Origin of the sequence: Nonomuraea sp. SYSU D8015 (assembly GCF_008065375.1) — a bacterium.
Classification (GTDB): Bacteria; Actinomycetota; Actinomycetes; order Streptosporangiales; family Streptosporangiaceae; genus Nonomuraea.
This window is the reverse complement of the sequence record NZ_VJYI01000016.1, coordinates 238887-255143: the sequence shown is the minus strand read 5'-3', so window position 1 is coordinate 255143 and position 16257 is coordinate 238887. Positions and strand designations below refer to the sequence as shown.

At 72.5% G+C, this 16257-nt stretch carries 14 protein-coding genes; 6 read left to right on the top strand and 8 right to left on the bottom strand.

Features of this window, described 5'->3' with window-relative positions:
• Positions 1 to 18 precede the first annotated feature (18 nt).
• The 8 genes from ID574_RS44605 to ID574_RS44570 all read right to left on the bottom strand — a co-directional run bounded on the left by ID574_RS44605 (position 19) and on the right by ID574_RS44570 (position 9511).
• A complete protein-coding gene (locus ID574_RS44605) occupies positions 19 to 1833 on the bottom strand; it encodes a dihydroxyacetone kinase family protein (protein WP_188195100.1) in 1815 nt (604 codons plus the stop codon).
• On the bottom strand, positions 1830 to 2516 hold the full coding sequence (locus ID574_RS44600; RefSeq protein WP_188195099.1) for an HAD family hydrolase: 687 nt from the start codon (positions 2514 to 2516) through the stop codon (positions 1830 to 1832). The genes ID574_RS44605 and ID574_RS44600 overlap by 4 nt, the downstream gene beginning before the upstream one ends.
• A complete protein-coding gene (locus ID574_RS44595) occupies positions 2513 to 3277 on the bottom strand; it encodes a DeoR/GlpR family DNA-binding transcription regulator (protein ID WP_223167710.1) in 765 nt (254 codons plus the stop codon). The genes ID574_RS44600 and ID574_RS44595 overlap by 4 nt, the downstream gene beginning before the upstream one ends.
• A 38-nt stretch (positions 3278 to 3315) precedes the next feature.
• Positions 3316 to 5031, bottom strand: a complete 1716-nt coding sequence (locus ID574_RS44590; RefSeq protein WP_188195098.1) for a glycerol-3-phosphate dehydrogenase/oxidase — start codon at positions 5029 to 5031, stop codon at positions 3316 to 3318.
• A 111-nt stretch (positions 5032 to 5142) separates the two neighbouring features.
• Positions 5143 to 6132 (bottom strand): D-ribose ABC transporter substrate-binding protein, encoded by a 990-nt coding sequence (locus ID574_RS44585; protein WP_188195097.1) that lies wholly within the window; start codon positions 6130 to 6132, stop codon positions 5143 to 5145.
• Between the two features lie 55 nt (positions 6133 to 6187).
• On the bottom strand, positions 6188 to 7294 hold the full coding sequence (locus ID574_RS44580; protein WP_223167709.1) for an ABC transporter permease: 1107 nt from the start codon (positions 7292 to 7294) through the stop codon (positions 6188 to 6190).
• Positions 7287 to 8858 carry a sugar ABC transporter ATP-binding protein gene (locus ID574_RS44575; RefSeq protein WP_188195096.1) on the bottom strand — a complete coding sequence of 524 codons (1572 nt, stop codon included), beginning with the start codon at positions 8856 to 8858 and terminating at the stop codon, positions 7287 to 7289. The genes ID574_RS44580 and ID574_RS44575 overlap by 8 nt, the downstream gene beginning before the upstream one ends.
• On the bottom strand, positions 8858 to 9511 hold the full coding sequence (locus ID574_RS44570; RefSeq protein WP_188195095.1) for a DUF2291 family protein: 654 nt from the start codon (positions 9509 to 9511) through the stop codon (positions 8858 to 8860). Before ID574_RS44570 ends, ID574_RS44575 begins: the two co-directional genes overlap by 1 nt.
• 227 nt (positions 9512 to 9738) lie before the next feature.
• Here ID574_RS44570 and ID574_RS44565 point away from each other — a divergent pair, with 227 nt between their 5' ends.
• The 6 genes from ID574_RS44565 (at position 9739) to ID574_RS44540 (ending at position 16219) form a co-directional block, all read left to right on the top strand.
• Positions 9739 to 11370 (top strand): glycerol-3-phosphate dehydrogenase/oxidase, encoded by a 1632-nt coding sequence (locus ID574_RS44565; protein ID WP_188195094.1) that lies wholly within the window; start codon positions 9739 to 9741, stop codon positions 11368 to 11370.
• A complete protein-coding gene (locus ID574_RS44560) occupies positions 11371 to 12858 on the top strand; it encodes an FGGY-family carbohydrate kinase (RefSeq protein ID WP_188195093.1) in 1488 nt (495 codons plus the stop codon).
• Positions 12840 to 13616 (top strand): triose-phosphate isomerase, encoded by a 777-nt coding sequence (locus ID574_RS44555; protein WP_223167708.1) that lies wholly within the window; start codon positions 12840 to 12842, stop codon positions 13614 to 13616. Before ID574_RS44560 ends, ID574_RS44555 begins: the two co-directional genes overlap by 19 nt.
• Before the next feature lie 37 nt (positions 13617 to 13653).
• Complete coding sequence (locus ID574_RS44550) at positions 13654 to 14460, top strand: DeoR/GlpR family DNA-binding transcription regulator (protein WP_188195092.1); 807 nt, start codon at positions 13654 to 13656, stop codon at positions 14458 to 14460.
• 75 nt (positions 14461 to 14535) lie between these two features.
• Positions 14536 to 15594, top strand: a complete 1059-nt coding sequence (locus ID574_RS44545) for a GlxA family transcriptional regulator (protein WP_188195091.1) — start codon at positions 14536 to 14538, stop codon at positions 15592 to 15594.
• A gap of 1 nt (position 15595) precedes the next feature.
• Positions 15596 to 16219, top strand: coding sequence for a DJ-1/PfpI family protein (locus tag ID574_RS44540; protein WP_188195090.1), 624 nt, complete (start codon positions 15596 to 15598; stop codon positions 16217 to 16219).
• Positions 16220 to 16257 lie beyond the last annotated feature (38 nt).

Here is a 16257-nt window from a genome sequence, read left to right as displayed (position 1 = left end):
TCGTCTCCTTTCTGTGGGTCAGCCGCAGTGCCGGCCGAGCACGTCGCCGACGGCGGTGAGGATGAGGCCCATGGACGTCGCGCCGGCGTCCGGGGAGCCGACGCTGCGCTCGGCCAGCGGGCGGGCCCGGCCGATCCGGGGCACGAGGTTCGCGGTGGCGGCGGCCGCGTCGACCGCGGTCCCCGCGGCCGCGTTCCACGCGCCGGCGAGCCGGGCTCCGGCGGCGAGGTCCGCGTCGAGGGCGTCGGCGAACGGGAACAGCGCGTCCAGCATGGTCTTGTCGCCGAGCTCGGCGCGGCCGAAGTCCTTCATCGCCTCCGCGCCCCGCCGCACGGCCCGCGCGAGGTTCGCCGGGCCGACGGGCGCGGTGTTGCCGAGGGATTCGCCGATCGTGCGCAGGAACAGGCTCCACAGCACTCCGGAGGTGCCGCCGGCCCGGTCGCCGAAGGCGTCGGCCGCGGCGGTGAGCACGGTCCGGACGCCTCCGCGGGTCTCCTCGGCCGCCGCCTGGGCCGCGCGCAGCCCGCGGACCATGCCGGAGCCGTGGTCGCCGTCGCCGGCGATGGCGTCGATGCGCCCGAGCTCGTCCTCGTGGTCGGCGACGACGGAGGTCATGGCGCGCAGCGCGTCCCGGACGACCTCGGCGGCACGCACCGACTCGGGGCCGGGCTGCTCGGCCGCCCACGCCGCCACGGCCTCCGCCAAGGCGACGGCCTTCTCCGCAGCGGCGCCCTTCTCCTGAGCGGCGGCCGGCTCCGGGGCGGACTCCTGCTGCCGGGCGAAGCGGGCAGCGGCCTGGTCCGGGGCGGCGTGGCGGCGGAAGGCCGCGGCGGGGACGGCGCCGCGGCGGAAGGCGGGCGTCTCGGCCGGTGCCCGCCAGAGCTCCTCCAGTTCGTCGTCCAGCCAGGTGATCGAGAGCGAGCAGCCCGCCATGTCCAGGCTCGTGACGAGCTCGCCGACCTCGGGCATGACCAGGTCGACGCCGGCGGCGGCCAGCAGCGGCCGCACGTTGCCCCAGAGCAGGAACAACTCCTCGTACTTGGTGGCCCCGAGGCCGTTGAGCAGCACGGCGGCGCGGTGCGCGCCCTCGGGGCGCTCGGCGAGCAGCGGCTCGACCAGCGCGGAGGCGATCTTCGCGGCCGGCATCCAGTCGTCGGACCGCACGCCCGGCTCGCCATGGATGCCCAGCCCGAAGTCCATCCGCCCCTCCGGCACGGCGAACAGCGGGGTGGACTGCCCGGGGAAGGTGCAGCCGGCGAAGGCGACGCCGAACGAGAACGTGCGGGCGTTGGCCGTCCGCATGATCCGCTCCACCGCGTCGAGGTCGTCCCCGCGCTCGGCGGCGGCCCCGCCGATCTTGTACACGGTGAACGTGCCGGCGATGCCGCGCCGGTCGCCCACCTCGGCGGCGGGCGCGGAGGCGATGTCGTCGGTCACGTACACGATGCGGACGTCCACGCCTTCGGCGCGCAGCCGGTCGGCGGCGGCGGCGAAGTTCAGCCGGTCCCCGGCGTAGTTGCCGAAGGCCAGGACCAGGCCGGCGCCGCCGTGGGCGGCCCGCGCGACCCGGGAGACCTGCTCGGCCGAGGGCGAGGTGAAGACGTCGCCGAGCACGGCGCCGTCGGCGAACCCGGCGCCGGTCACCCCCGAGTACGACGGGTAGTGGCCGGAGCCGCCCCCGACGACCAGGCTGACCTTGCCCGGGCGCGGTCCGCCGGCCCGGATGAAGCCGGACGCACCGGGCACCCGCATGACGTAGTCCGGGTAGGCGAGGGCGAACCCGTCGATGACCTCGTTCTTGAACTCGGCGGGGTCGTTGTAGATCTTCGTCACTGGCGTGCTCCCTCGGACAGCTGGGCGAGGATGAACTCGCGGGCATCGACGTGGTCGGCGGCCAGGTGGTCCGCCAGTGCCGCCGCCTCCGGCCGGGGCGGATAGGTGGCGTTGGGGATCCCGACGACGAGCAGGCCGGCGGCGTACGCGGCCCGGATGCCGTTGCTGGAGTCCTCCACGGCGAGGCCGTTGCCGGGGCTGATCCCGAGCCGGGCCACGGCCTCGAGGTAGACGTCCGGGCTCGGTTTGCCGCGCGGCACCTCCTCGCTGGAGACGACCGCGGTGAACAGCCCGGTCAGGTCGTGGTGGTGGAGCACCGCGTCGATGGCCGGGCGGGCGGCCGACGACGCCAGCGCGATGGGCACCCGGGCGCTCACGCTGGTGATCAGCTCGCGCGCGCCGGGGAGGAGCTCGGCCTCGCCGCGCCGGATGCGGCCGACCAGCCCGGTCACGCAGTGGTCGCGGGCGAGGTCGGCGTCGCCGGGGGCGCCGACGTGGCCGGCGAGGTATCCGGCCCATTCCAGCGAGCTCATGCCCTGGACGGCCAGGGTGTCGGACAGCTCCCACGGGCGACCCCGCGACTCGGAGAAGTCGCGCCAGACCTCCTCCCAGAGGTGCTCGCTCTCGATGATCACGCCGTCCAGGTCGAAGACGACGCCCTCGATGGCCGGGGCGCCGGTCATGGTGTCACCTCCACGGTCGCTCCGGCCGCCTCCAGGGCCTCGATCGCCTTGGGGCTCGCATCGGAGTCGGTGATCACCAGGTCGAAGGCGGACAGGGAGGACAGCCGGTGCAGCGCGGTCTTGTCGAGCTTGCTGCTGTCGACGAGCAGGTAGCGGGCGGAGGCGGACTCGATCATGGCGCGCTTGAACGCCACGATGCGCTCCTCCTGGTGGTAGGCGTGGCCGGCGGCGACCGCGGAAGTGGACATGAACAGCACGTCGGCGTGGATGGCCTGGATGATCTCGATGGCGTGCATGCCCTGGAAGGAGTCGTGCAGCGGGTCGTAGTCGCCGCCGATCCCGATGACGCGGATGTCGGGCAGGGCGGTCAGCTCCTTGAGCGCGGCCATGAAGTTCGTGGCGACGTGCAGCGGCGCGCACTCCGCCAGGCCGGGCACCATGTGCAGGACGGTCGTCGAGTCGTCGAGCAGCACGGACATGCCGGGCTCGACGTGGCGCAGCGCCGCCTGGGCGATCCTGCGCTTCTGCTCGACGGCGGCAGCGTGCCGGAAGGCCACGCGGGCCTCGTAGACACCGCTCGGCTGGGCCGTGGCGACGCCGCGCGCCTTGCGCAGGACACCCTGCCGTTCGAGCTCGTCGAGGTCGCGATGGATGGTCATGACGCTGACGCCGAACATCTCCGCGAGTTCCTGCGCCGTCATCGACCCCTGGCCCAGGATGAGGTCGGCGATCTGGCTCTGCCGAGCCCTGTTCTTTCGCACGGGCACTCTTTCGACGTCGGGGACACTTGGGGGATTCGTCACAGCCGCTCGCCGTCCGCCACTCGGAGCCGGGGGTCCCTGACGGCGTCGCGGGCCGCCATGGCCGACTCGTCGTCGGGCAGGCGCTGGGCGGCCAGCTCCGCCTCGATGCGGGCCAGGGAGAGGGCGAGCTCCTGCCGTACGCGCTCGTCGTCCCACCCCAGCTCCGCGCCGATCACCGGGGCGATCGCGCGCGCGGCGGCGGCTCCCCGGTCGCGGGTCTCGATCGCGATGTGGGTACGGCGGGTGAGGACGTCGTCGAGGTGGAGCGCGCCCTCGTGGGTGACGGCGTGGACCGCCTCGGCGAGGAGGTAGTCCGGTGCTCCCTCGACGGGCCGCCCAAGTTCCGGCCGCTCGATGATCATAGCGATCAGGTCCTCGGTCAGCGAGCCGTACCGGCCGAGCAGATGATCCATCTGCGCCGCGGTGAGACCGGCGGACGCGGCGAGCTCGCCCGCCCGTGCCCTGGTCGCGGCGTAGCCGACGGCGCCGAGCAGGGGCACGCTCTCGGTACGCGACGGCGGCGTCGCGCGGCCCAGTCCCTTCACGGCCGCGTCGATCGCGTCCCTGGCCATGATCCGGTACGTGGTGTACTTACCGCCCGCGATCGTGGTGAGCCCGGGGACGGACGTCTCCACCGCGTGCTCCCGGCTGAGCCGGCTCGTCGTGCCGGCGTCACCGCGGATGAGCGGGCGCAGCCCGGCGAAGACCCCGTCGATGTCGTCCCTGGTCAGCTCGGTCTCCAGGGCGGCGTTCACGTTGCGCAGCAGGTAGTCGAGGTCGGTGGAGGTCGCCGCCGGATGGTCGAGCCCGGCCGCCCACGCGGTGTCGGTGGTGCCGATCAGCCAGTGGCGGCGCCAGCCGCGGACGAACAGGACGCTGTCCTCGGCGCGGACGAACAGCGAGACGTCGCTCCTGATCCGCTCGCGCGGCACCATGATGTGCACGCCCTTGGACGCCTGCACGTTGAAGCCGGGCCTGCCGCCGGCGAGGGCGCGCACCCCGTCCGTCCAGACGCCGGTGGCGTTGACCACGTGCCCGGCGCGGATGGTGAACGTCTCCCCGCTCTCCAGGTCCCGTACGTGCGCGCCGCGTACGGCGCCGCCGGATGTCTCCAGCCCGATCACCTTGACCGCGGAGGCGACGTCCGCGCCGTGGGCCGCCGCGGTGCGGACGAGTTCCAGGGTGTGGCGCGCGTCGTCGACCTGGGCGTCGTAGAAGGTGATCGCGCCGATCAGCCCGCTCTGCCTCACTCCGGGCGCGAGGCCGCGCACCGCGCGGCGGGACAGGTGGCGGTGTCGGGGAAGCGCGCCGGCGCCGCCGATGGTGTCGTAGAGCAGCAGGCCGGCGCCCACGTAGGCGCGTTCCCAGACCCGCCGGCGCAGCGGGTAGAGGAAGCGGATGGGCTTGACGAGGTGCGGGGCGAGGTCCTTCAGGAGGAGCCGCCGTTCACGCAGCGACTCGCGGACGAGCCCGAAGTCGAACCGCTCCAGATAGCGCAGCCCTCCGTGGATGAGCTTGCCGGACCGGCTGGAGGTGCCGGCCGCGTAGTCGCGCATCTCGACGAGGGCGACGGACAGCCCGCGCGCGGCCGCGTCCAGGGCCGCCCCGGCTCCGGTGACGCCGCCGCCGATGACGAGGACGTCGTATTCGGTGCGGGCGAGGCGTGCCAGCGCTTCGGCGCGCCCGGCCGGGCTGAGCTGGCCGTTCGGCATTCGCTGTCGGACCCTTTCTCGTTCATGGGGTGGGGGAAGCGGGCGCCGGCCGTCGCGTGCGACGGCCTCTGGGCAGGTCGGCACCCGCTCCCCGGCTCGGATGGCGCGCGCTCACTTGTCCAGGACGAACGGCCCCTTGTACTTGTCGGCGTTGTCCTTGGTGATCAGCACGCAGTCGATGCTCTGCTTCTCGTCGGCGACGCCGGTCTTGCCGGTCTTGAGGTATTCGACGGCCTGGGCGACGGCGTTGGTCGTCCCCTGGACGATGGGCTGGAGCACGGTGGCGACCATGGTCCCGGCCTTCACCGCCGCGACCGCGTCGGCGTTGCCGTCGAAGCCGAGCACCTTCACCTTGTCGATCTTCTTGGCGTCGGTGAGCGCCTCGATCGCGCCGAGGGCCATCTCGTCGTTGCCTGCGATGACGCCGTCGAGGTCGGGGTGGGCGGCCAGGAGGCCTTCCATCTTCTCCTTGCCCTGGACGCGGTCCCAGTTCGCGGTCTCCTGGCCGACCTTCTTGAGGTCGGGGTAGGCGGAGATGACGGCGGCGTAGCCGTCGGAGCGCACCTGGGCGTTGTTGTCGGTCGGGTTGCCGAACAGCTCGACGTACTTGCCCTTGCCGTCCATCGCCTTCACCCAGGCCTCGGCGCCGATCGTGGCGCCCTGGGCGTTGTTGGAGATGATCTGCGCCTTGGCGACGCCCTGCTTGGCGATCTCGGCATTCACGAGGAAGACCGGGATGCCGGCGTCGGTGGCCTTCTGGACGGCGGCCACGGACTCGTCGGCGCCGGCCGGGTCGAGGATGATGGCCTTGACCTTGTTGCTGATGGCGGTGTCGATCAGCTGGTTCTGCTTGTCGGGGTCGGCCCCGTGGGCGTTGACCGTGGCCTGGTAGCCGGCCTTCTCGATCTCGGTCTTGGCGGTGTCCGCCTCCGCCTGCCAGTAGGAGTTGGCCAGGTCCACCGTGATGACGGCGATGGTCCCGCCCGCGGCGGCCGCGGGGCTCGGGGCCGCGGCGGAGGTGCCGGACCCTGACGAGCCGCAGGAGGCGAGGCCGAGTGCCAGCGCGCTGGCCGCGGCGACGGCGGCGATCTTTCGGAACATGGGGAGCCTTTCTGGGTGGTGCAGACGGCGCGTGGCCGTCCGGGGTACGTCGGGGTCACACCGGGGCCGGCGCGTGCTCCGACGGCTTGGGGGGTGACAGCGCGGCCTTGGCGGACCGGCGCTTGTGGAGTGACTGCTGGAGCTGGTCCAGCGCGACGGCGACGACGATCACGGCGCCCTTGATGATCTGCTGCCAGAACTGGGAGACCCCGACGAGGACGAGGCCGTCCACGAGGAACCCGATGACGAACGCTCCGATGAGGGTGCCGCGGATGGTGCCGCGGCCGCCCGAGAGCGCGGCGCCGCCGATCACCACGGCGGCGATGGCGTTGAGCTCGAAGAACTCGCCGGCCGCCGGGGTCGCCGAGGACAGGTCGGCCGTCAGGAGCAGCCCGACCGCGGCCGCGCACAGCCCGGACAGGACGTAGATGCGGGTCTTGACCTTCTTGACGGGGACGCCGGACAGTTCGGCCGCGCGCTCGTTGCCGCCGGTGGCGTAGAGCCAGCGGCCGAACGGGCTCTTGCTGAGCACCAGCGCGAACACCGCGGCGAAGAGGATCATCGCCCAGACCGGCATGGGCAGGCCGAGCGGGGCGCTCTTGAGGAAGGTGAGGAAGCCGGTGTTGCCCAGCGTCTCCTCGCCGCCGAGTTTGGAGAACGGGGTGCCGTTGGTGATGAGCAGCGCGATGCCGCGGGCGACGTACAGCATGCCGAGGGTGGCGATGAACGGCGCGACGTTGAGTCTCGCGACCACCAGCCCGTTCACCCAGCCGAGCAGGGTGCCGACGCCGAGGGAGACGACGATCACGACCCAGGCGGCGGGGTAGACGACCAGGTCGAGGCCGCCGATCTCGAGTCCTTCGAGCAACAGGCCCGCGGTGACGCCGGACAGGCCCACGATCGAGCCGACCGACAGGTCGATGCCGCCGTTGAGGATCACCAGCAGCATCCCGATCGCGAGGATGGCGTTCATCGCGACGTGCCGGGTCATGATGATGAGGTTGTCCGCGCTGAGGAAGTTGGGCGACAGCAGCGAGAAGACGACCACGATGAGGACGAGCGCGAGCAGCGCACGCCCCTCGATCATCAGGGCCCTGGTGTTGATCTTGCGGAGGGGGCGGGGCGCCGTCGCCTTGACGGCGGCCTGGCTCAGCTCACTCACTGGCGGTTCCCATCGCGTGGACGCCGGCCTCGGACTCCCCGGAGGCGGCCATGATCTCTTCACGGGAGGCCGTGCGCGGGTCGAACTCCCGCACGACACGGCCCTTGGACATGACGACGATGCGGTGCGAGGCGGTGATCGCCTCCCCGATCTCGCTGGTGACGTAGAGGACCGCGAGGCCCTTGCGCGCCTCGCGGAAGAGCAGCGAGAAGATCTCGCCCTTGGCGCCGACGTCGATGCCGCGGGCCGGCTCGTCGAGCAGGAGCACCTTCGGGCCGGTGAGCAGCATCTTGCCGATCACCACTTTCTGCTGGTTCCCGCCGCTCAGCGAGGTGATCGGGGCGCCGGGGCCGGAGGTCTTCACCTGGACCTCGGAGATCCCGTCCCGGACGCGGCCCGCCTCACGCCTGCGGGAGACGAAGCCGGCGACGACCAAGGACCTGGTCAGCTCCAGCAGGCTCGACAGGGACAGGTTCTGGCCGACGGACATCGACTGGACCAGCCCGTCGCGCTGCCGGTCCTCCGGGACGAGGCCGATGCCGAGCTCGATCCGCTCCGCGACGGAGGCGCCGGACAGGTCCCTGCCGCCGAGCTCGACCCGGCCGGAGGCGATCGCCCCGCGGCCGGCCAGCGCCTCGACCAGCTCGGTGCGGCCGGCGCCCATGAGCCCGTAGAGGCAGACGATCTCGCCGTGCCTGACGTCCAGGGAGACGCCGTTGACCGCGAGGCGGCCCTCTCCCGTGGCGTCGACGATCTTGACGTCGCGGATGCTCAGCGCGACGTCGCCGAAGTCGCGCTCGGCGTCGCGGAAGTCGTACTCGGCGGCCCGGCCGACCATCTTGCCGACGACCCAGGCCAGGTCGATGTCCGCCGCGTCCGCGGTGGCGACCAGCTCGCCGTCGCGGAACACGACGGCGTGGTCGGCGATCTCGATCGCCTCCTCCAGGTGGTGGGAGATGTAGACGATCGCGACCCCGTTGGCGGTGAGGTCCTTGATGACCTTGAAAAGGACCTCGACCTCCGGGGCGCTGAGCGCCGAGGTGGGCTCGTCCATGATGAGGATGCGGGCGTCCAGCGCCAGGGCTCGGGCGATCTCGACGATCTGCTGCTGCCCGATGCGCAGGTCGGCGACGAGGGTGTCGGGGTCGATGTCCTCTTCGAGCCGCTCCATGAGCCGCCGCACGACCTCGCGCTCGCCGCGGTAGTCGACCGTGCCGAACAGGCCCGTGCGCTCGCGGCCGATGAAGATGTTGTCGCGCACGCTCAGGTTCGGGCAGAGGTTGAGCTCCTGGTGGATGATCGAGATGCCGTGCTCGACGGCCTGGCCGGGCGAGCGCAGCTCGATCGCCTGCCCGTCGAGCTCCAGGTGTCCGGAGGTCGGGGACTCGACGCCGGCGATGATCTTCATCAGGGTCGACTTGCCGGCGCCGTTCTCGCCGAACAGGGCGGTCACCTTGCCCCGGTGCACCTCGAAGTTGACGCCCTTGAGTGCCTGCGTGGCGCCGTAGTGCTTGGTGATGTCGATGGCCCGCAGGACGACGGGGGTCGCGGCGTCCGGGAACATCAGCCCGCCACCTCGACCTTCACGGGCGTGACGAGGTAGCTGCCCTCCGGTCCGGTGTTGGTGACGTAGACGCCGGTCACCGTCGCGGTCCCGCCCTTCGCGGCGGCGAGGTCGATCTTGGCGGCGACCTCCGCGAGCATCCTGGCCTTCAACTCGTTGGCCGTCTGCTGGTAGTCGGTCTGGTTCTGGAAGTCCTTGAACTTCAGCGTCCCCGGGGCGTCGCGCAGGGCGGTGCCGTTGGCGGCCTGGCCGAGGGCGACGCGGACCACGCTGCGCTCGGGCAGCCCCGCCACGTCGACGGTGAGCAGACCCGCGTCGGCCTCGGTGACCTTGCCGGTGAAGCGCACCGGGATCGCGTACTTGTCGGTGCCCGCGATGTTGCCGTACTTGGGGCCGGCGGCCGAGGGGTCGGCGGCCACCGCGGCGGCGACCTCCTTGAGATCCGCGGCCTTCGCCTCGACGACCGCCACGATCTTGGGGTATTCGGCGGCGGCGAAGTCTTTGGCGTTGAACTCCGCGGGGTTGAGCGCGCTCACCTCTTGCCTGGACAGGAACCGGGTGTCCAGGGCCATGGCGACCAGGAGGGCCGCGATCGCGACCGGCCAGAACAGGCGCGCGATCAGGCGGGGAGGGGCGGCGGCTGCGCTGCTCATCGGACGGGGGGCTCCTTTCCAGCAACACGCGTTCACGTGAACGTAACAGAACAAATCGTTATCTATCAAGATTCTTCTGTTACGAGCACCAGCGGATGCGGAGATGTTGTGACTCAAGTCACGCCTGCCTAGATTTATCACGTGGCTCGCGATAGCGTCTACACGAGTCACGTTAGAAGTAACACGATGAATCTCATGAAAAGATGAGATGATCACTCAGGAGCGCGATGAGCAGCTACCGGGACCGCGCACTCCAACGCCTTCGGCACACGTTCGACCTGCTCGTCATCGGCGGCGGCGTGAACGGGCTCGGCATCGCGTGGGACGCGGCCGACCGCGGCCTGTCCGTGCTGGTCATCGACAAGGGCGACTGGGGCGGCGGCACGTCGTCGTGGTCCTCCCGGATGATCCACGGCGGGCTCAAATACCTCGACAAGCTCGACATGGGGCTCGTCCGCGAGTCGTTGCGGGACCGGGAGTGGCTGCTGCGTGGCGCGCCGCACCTCGTGGCGCCGCTGCCGTTCGCGTTGCCGTTCTACCGCGGCAACAGGCACCACCGGTTCGCGCTGCGCGCCGGGATGGTGCTCTACGACGTCCTCTCCTTCGACAAGTCGCTGCCGCTCCACCGGACCTATGGGCGGCGGAAGACCGCCGCCCTGCTGCCCGGCCTGTCCCCGGACGGGCTCCAGGGCGCGGCGGTCTACCACGACGCGCAGGTCGAGTACGCCGAGCGGCTCTGCGTCGAGATCATGCTCGCCGCGCGCGCCGCCGGGGCGGCCACGCTCAACCACGCCGAGTCCACCCGGTTGCGGGTCGAGCAGGGCCGAGTCGTCGGGGCGTCGGTCCGCGACGTGCTCACCGGCGCCGTCCACGAGGTGACGGCGCGTTTCACCGTCAACGTGGCGGGGCCGTGGGCCGACTCCGTGCTCGCCGGCTCGGCCGCAGGGACCGAACGGCTGATCGGCGGCACCAAGGGCACGCATCTCGTCGTGGACCCGTTTCCCGGCGCGCCGTACTGCGCGATGTACTACGAGGCCGTCAGCGACGGCCGCCCGCTCATGGTGATCCCGTGGCTCGGCAGATATCTCATCGGCAGCACCGACGAGCGGTTCACGGGCGACCCCGGCACGGCCGCCGCCGACCAGGGGGAGATCGACTACATCCTGGCCGAGACCAACCGCCTGTTCCCCGCCGCCGGCCTCACCGAGGACAGCATCCTGTACACCTACACCGGGGTGAGACCCCTTCCGTTCGTGCCGGAGGGCGATCCCGGGGACATCACGCGCCGGCACATTCTGCACGACCACCGCCCGCGCCTCGACGGGCTGCTCTCGGTCGTCGGCGGCAAGCTGACCACCTTCCGCACCCTCGCCGAGCACGCCGTCGACGAGGTGGGCAGGCGCCTGGGCAGGAAGGCGAGGTCGCGGACCCGCGGGCTCGGCCTCCCCGGCCGCCCGCCCGAGGGGCCGGCGGAGCACGCCCGCGCGTTCGAGCGGTCGAGCGGGCTGCCGGCCGCCGAGTCCCGCCGGCTGACACGCGTCTACGGAGCCCGCGCGGGCCGGGTCGCCGACCTCATCGCCGCCTCCGAGCCGCTCTCCCTGACCGTGGCGACGGGGGTGCGGGCCGGCGAGGTGGCGTTCGCGATCAGGGAGGAGGAGGCCGTGACCCTCGCCGACGTGCTCGCCCGCCGGACGATGATCGGCCTGGAACCCGACCTCGGCCAGGGGGCCATGGACGCGGTCGCCGCGGCCTGCGCCGCCGAGCTCGGCTGGGACGACGCGGAGACCGCCCGGCAGAAGGCCGCGTACGTACGCTATCTCCGGCGTTTCCGCGAATTCGAACCGGGACCGGTGGCGTGAATGGGACGTTACCTCCTCGGCGTCGACGCCGGATCGACCGTCACCAAGGCCGTGCTCTTCGACGTGACCGGCGCCGAGGTCGGCCAGGCGGCGCGGCGGGTGCCTCATCGTTATCCGCGCCCCCACCACGTGGAGCGCGACCAGGACGAGCTGTGGGAGGTGACCTGCGCGGTCATCAGGGAGGTCGTCGCCGCGGCCGGCGTCCGGCCCGCGGAGGTCGCGGGCGTCGCCGTCACCTCACACGGCGACGGGATCTATCTGGTCGACGAGCGGGGCCGGCCGACCCGGCCGGGCATCCTGTCGCTCGACACCCGCGCGGCGGGCCTGGTCGCCGAGTGGGAGCGCGCCGGCCGCTGCGCCGCCGTCCTGCCGCTCAGCGGGCAGAAGCCCTGGCCGGGCTCGCCGGTGTCGGTGCTCGCCTGGCTGCTGCGCAACGAGCCCGACGTCCTGGCCCGCACGGCGTACGCGCTCCCGTGCAAGGACGTCATCAAGCAGCGGCTCACCGGCGTCGTCTCCACCGACCCCACCGAGTCGAGCCTGTCGTTCACGAACGTGCACACGCAGGAGTACGACCGCGAGACGCTGCGGATCTTCGGCGTCGAGGAGCTGTTCGGCCTGCTGCCCGAGGTGATCGGGTCCCATGAGGTCGCCGGCGAGGTCACCGGCGCGGCGGCGGAGCAGTGCGGCCTCGCCCCCGGCACCCCGGTCGCGTCGGGGGCGCACGACGTGGACTGCGGGGCCATCGGCATGGGCACGGTGCTGCAGGGCCAGCTCGCGATCATCGCGGGGACGTTCAGCATCAACGAGGTGATCTCCGACGTGGCCCGGGTGGACGAGCGCTGGAACGCCCGCGCGTTCGTCGTGCCCGGCCAGTGGATGAACATGGCGCTGTCCCCGTCGAGCGCGGCCAACCTCGAGTGGTTCGCCACGCGGCTCGCCGCCGACGCGCACGCGGGCCGGCCCTTCGGCTTCGTCGAGGACGATCTGCGCGCGGTCGAGTCCAGCCCCGGCGACCTGGTGTACCTGCCGTTCCTCTTCGGCTCCCCCTACCCCGTGGACGCCAGCGCGGCCTTCGTCGGGCTGCGCGGCTGGCACGAGCGCGGCCACCTCGTCCGGGCGGTGATGGAAGGAGTGGTCTTCAACCACCGTCACCACGTGGACGCGCTGCGGGACGGCTTCGACGTCACCGACATCCGGCTCACCGGCGGGGCCGCAGGCAACCCCCGGTGGGTGCGGATGTTCGCCGACGCCCTGGCCGCCCCGGTGGGGGTGAGTCCCGTACGGGAGGCGGGCGCGCTCGGCTGCGCCATGCTGGCCGGCATCGCGGCGGGCGTCTACGCCGACCTGGCGGAGGCCGCCGCCGCGGTCGCCGCGCCGCCCGCCGTCTGCGAGCCGACGCCCGGCGGCGTGGCGCGGCAGGAGGAGAACTACCGGCGTTACCAGCGCGTCGTGGAGAGGATGACGGCGGTATGGGCCGAGCTCGGATGACGTGGATCGGCACCAGCTGGAAGATGAACAAGACGCTGGCCGAGGCCCGCGCGTTCGCCGACGGGCTGGTCGCGGCCCGCGGCGCCTTCGACGGGGTCACGGCCTTCGTCATCCCCGCGCACACCGCGATCGCCGCCGTACGCGAGCGCCTGCCGCCCGACGTCCCCGTCCTCATCGGGGCCCAGAACGCGCACTGGGCGCCCGCCGGGGCCTACACCGGCGAGGTGTCCATGGGGATGGTCGCCGACGCGGGCGCCACGCTCGTCGAGATCGGCCACTCCGAACGCAGGGAGCACTTCGGCGAGACCGACGACACCGTCGCGCTCAAGGTCGAGGCCGCCGTCGCGGCGGGTCTCACGCCGCTGCTGTGCGTCGGCGAACCGGGCGCGGTGCGCGCCGCCGGACGGGAGATCGACTGGGTGGCCGGGCAGGTGACCCGCGGGCTGTCCAGGCTCGCCGCCGGCGACCTGCACGAGGTCGTGGTCGCGTACGAGCCCGTCTGGGCGATCGGCGAGCGCGGCCGCGAACCGGTGACGTACGAGATCGCCCCCGTCATGGAGACGCTGTCCACCGGTTTCGGGGTCCGTGCCGTCCTCTACGGGGGAAGCGTCAACCGACGCAACGCGGCGGCGCTGCTCGACGTGCCCGGGATCGACGGCTTGTTCGTCGGCCGGGCCGCGTGGGACGTCGCGGATTTCCTCGCGTTGGTCCGCATCGCGGCCGCGGGCCGTCACGTGGGCCGGCCGGATGCGCGATAGTCGGAGGCTGAAACATCCGGATCGAGCAGGAGGTGCGATGAAGGAGCCGCCCGCGGAGGGCCGCCTGGAACGGCAGCGCGCGCGCCAGCGCGCGATCGCCGCGGACGTGATGGCGGAAGGCTCGGTCCGCATCGAGGCGATCGCGGAGAAACACGGGATCAGCCTGATGACCGCCCACCGCGACCTCGACGCGCTCGTCGCCCGGGGGATCGTCCGCAAGTCGCGCGGCGTGGTCACCGCCCTGCCCTCCAGCCTCGTCGAGGCCAGCGACCTGTTCCGCCGCGGCCGGCAGCAGCCCGAGAAGGCGGCGCTCGCCCGGGCCGCCTGCGCGTGGATCGAGCCGGGACACGCCGTCATCCTCGACGACTCGACCACCACCCTGCACCTCGTCCCGATGCTCGGCGACAAGGCGCCCCTGACGGTGATCACGAACTTCCTGCCGGTCATCGAAGACCTGACCGGCGAGCCGGACCTCACGCTCATCGCGCTCGGCGGCCGGTTCCACCCCTGGGCCAACTCGTTCATGGGCCACATGACCGTCGCGGCGATCCGGGAGGTGCGCGCCGACATCGTCATCATGTCCACCTCGGCCATCACCGACGACATCTGCTTCCACCAGACCGAGGAGACGGTCGACACCAAGCGGGCCATGTTCGACTCGGCGGCCACCCGCCTGCTGATCGTCGATCACACCAAGTTCGAGCGCCGGGCCCTGCACGCCCTCGCGCCGCTGACCGAGTTCGACCACGTCATCGTCGACTGGCGGACGCCGCCGGAGCATGTGGAGCGGCTGCGGCGCAAGGGCGTCGGTGTCACCGTGGCGCCCGCCGCGCGCGGACGCTGACCCCGCGGTCTCGTGGCGTAATCTGCAATCGTCGTGTCGTTGACGCCACGAGATGATCGCGACCAGCATGAGGGCATGCAGCGGCGGGTGGTGATCGTCGTCTTCCCCGGGTTCCAGTTGCTCGACATGGCCGGGCCCGCCGACGTGTTCGCGACGGCGGCGCTGCTCGTGCGGGGCGGCTACCGGGTGGAGGTCGTGGCCGTGCGCGCGGGCACGGTGCCGGCCGGCAACGGCGTCGCCGTGACGGCCTCGGCGCTCGGCGAGGTCGCGGGGCCGATCGACACGCTGCTCGTGGCGGGCGGGATGTCGGTGCCCGATCACCTGGCGGACCGGGAGCTCGTCGAGGGCGTTCTGCGGCTGGCCGGGGCCGCGCGGCGCATCGCCTCCGTCTGCAACGGCGCGTTCCTGCTGGCCGAGGCCGGGCTGCTGGACCACCGGCGGGCCACCACGCACTGGCTGGCCGCCGGCGAGCTCCGGTCCCGGTACGCGTGCGTGGAGGTGGACGCGGACCCTCTCTACATCGAGGACGGCCACGTGTGGACCTCGGCGGGCGTGCTGTCCGGCGTGGACCTCGCGCTGGCGCTGGTGGCCAGGGACCACGGCCACGAGGTGGCCCGCGACGTGGCCCGCGGGCTCGTGGTGTACCTGCACCGGCCGGGCGGGCAGAGCCAGTTCAGCACGCCGATGCGGGCGCTGACGCCGCGCAGCGAGCCGCTGCGGGAGCTGCAGGCGTACATCGACGCCCACCCGGCCGCGGACCTGAGCGTGCCCGCGCTCGCCCTGCGCGCGGGGATGAGCGAGCGCCACTTCTCCCGCGTCTTCACCCGCCAGACCGGCCTGTCCCCCGGCCGGTACGTCGAGCTCAGCCGCGCCGAAGCCGCCAGGCGGCTCCTGGAGGTCACCGACCATCCGCTGGACACCGTGGCCAGGGAGTCGGGGCTCGGCACGGCGGAGACGCTCTACCGCGTCTTCCGCCGCCACTGGCGGGTCTCGCCGGGCGATCACCGCCGCAGGTTCCGGTCCCGGGACCGCGGCCTCCCCTCGAACGAGCGGTCCCCGGCGCGGGACCGCGGCCTCCAGCCGAACGAGCGGTCCTCGTCCGGGGACCGCGGCCTCCAGCCGAAGGAGCACTGACATGCGCGTGGCCATCCCGCTCTATCCCCGGTACACCGCGCTGGACGCGGTCGGGCCGTACACCGTGCTGGCCACCGCGCCCGGCTGCACGGTCACGTTCGTGGCGGCCGAGGCGGGGCCGGTGACCGACGACCAGGGCACGCTGACCCTGACCGCCGCGGCCTCGTACGCGGACCTGCCCGACCCCGACGTGATCGTCGTGCCCGGCGGGCTCGGCACGCTCGACGCCCTGTCCGACGAGGCCCTGGTCGGCTGGATCCGCGAGGCCCACCGGCACACCCGGTGGACCACCTCGGTGTGCACCGGCTCGTTCCTGCTCGGCGAGGCCGGTCTGCTGCGGGGACTGAAGGCGACCACCCACTGGGCTCTGCTGGAGCTGCTCGAACGGTTCGGCGCCGAGCCGGTGAGCGAGCGGGTCGTCATCGAAGGCAAGATCGTGACCGCGGCCGGGGTGTCGTCGGGCATCGACATGGCCCTGACGCTGCTGGCCGCGGCGGGCGGCGCGGAGACGGCGCAGGCGGTGCAACTCGCCATCGAGTACGACCCGCGGCCCCCGTTCAACGCGGGCTCGCCCGGTACGGCGTCGGAGGAGACGAGGCAACGCGCGCTCAACCTGCTCAGCTGACGAAGCACGCGTCTCCGGCCCTCCAGCCCGGGACGGGG

Coding starts and splice junctions, on each gene's coding strand:
- ID574_RS44600 (WP_188195099.1), bottom strand. CDS start 2,516: ATGACCGGCGCCCCGGCCATCGAGGGCGTCGTCTTCGACCTGGACGGC.
- ID574_RS44590 (WP_188195098.1), bottom strand. CDS start 5,031: ATGCCGAACGGCCAGCTCAGCCCGGCCGGGCGCGCCGAAGCGCTGGCA.
- ID574_RS44585 (WP_188195097.1), bottom strand. CDS start 6,132: ATGTTCCGAAAGATCGCCGCCGTCGCCGCGGCCAGCGCGCTGGCACTC.
- ID574_RS44575 (WP_188195096.1), bottom strand. CDS start 8,858: ATGTTCCCGGACGCCGCGACCCCCGTCGTCCTGCGGGCCATCGACATC.
- ID574_RS44570 (WP_188195095.1), bottom strand. CDS start 9,511: ATGAGCAGCGCAGCCGCCGCCCCTCCCCGCCTGATCGCGCGCCTGTTC.
- ID574_RS44565 (WP_188195094.1), top strand. CDS start 9,739: ATGAGCAGCTACCGGGACCGCGCACTCCAACGCCTTCGGCACACGTTC.
- ID574_RS44560 (WP_188195093.1), top strand. CDS start 11,371: ATGGGACGTTACCTCCTCGGCGTCGACGCCGGATCGACCGTCACCAAG.
- ID574_RS44555 (WP_223167708.1), top strand. CDS start 12,840: ATGGGCCGAGCTCGGATGACGTGGATCGGCACCAGCTGGAAGATGAAC.
- ID574_RS44550 (WP_188195092.1), top strand. CDS start 13,654: ATGAAGGAGCCGCCCGCGGAGGGCCGCCTGGAACGGCAGCGCGCGCGC.
- ID574_RS44545 (WP_188195091.1), top strand. CDS start 14,536: ATGCAGCGGCGGGTGGTGATCGTCGTCTTCCCCGGGTTCCAGTTGCTC.
- ID574_RS44540 (WP_188195090.1), top strand. CDS start 15,596: ATGCGCGTGGCCATCCCGCTCTATCCCCGGTACACCGCGCTGGACGCG.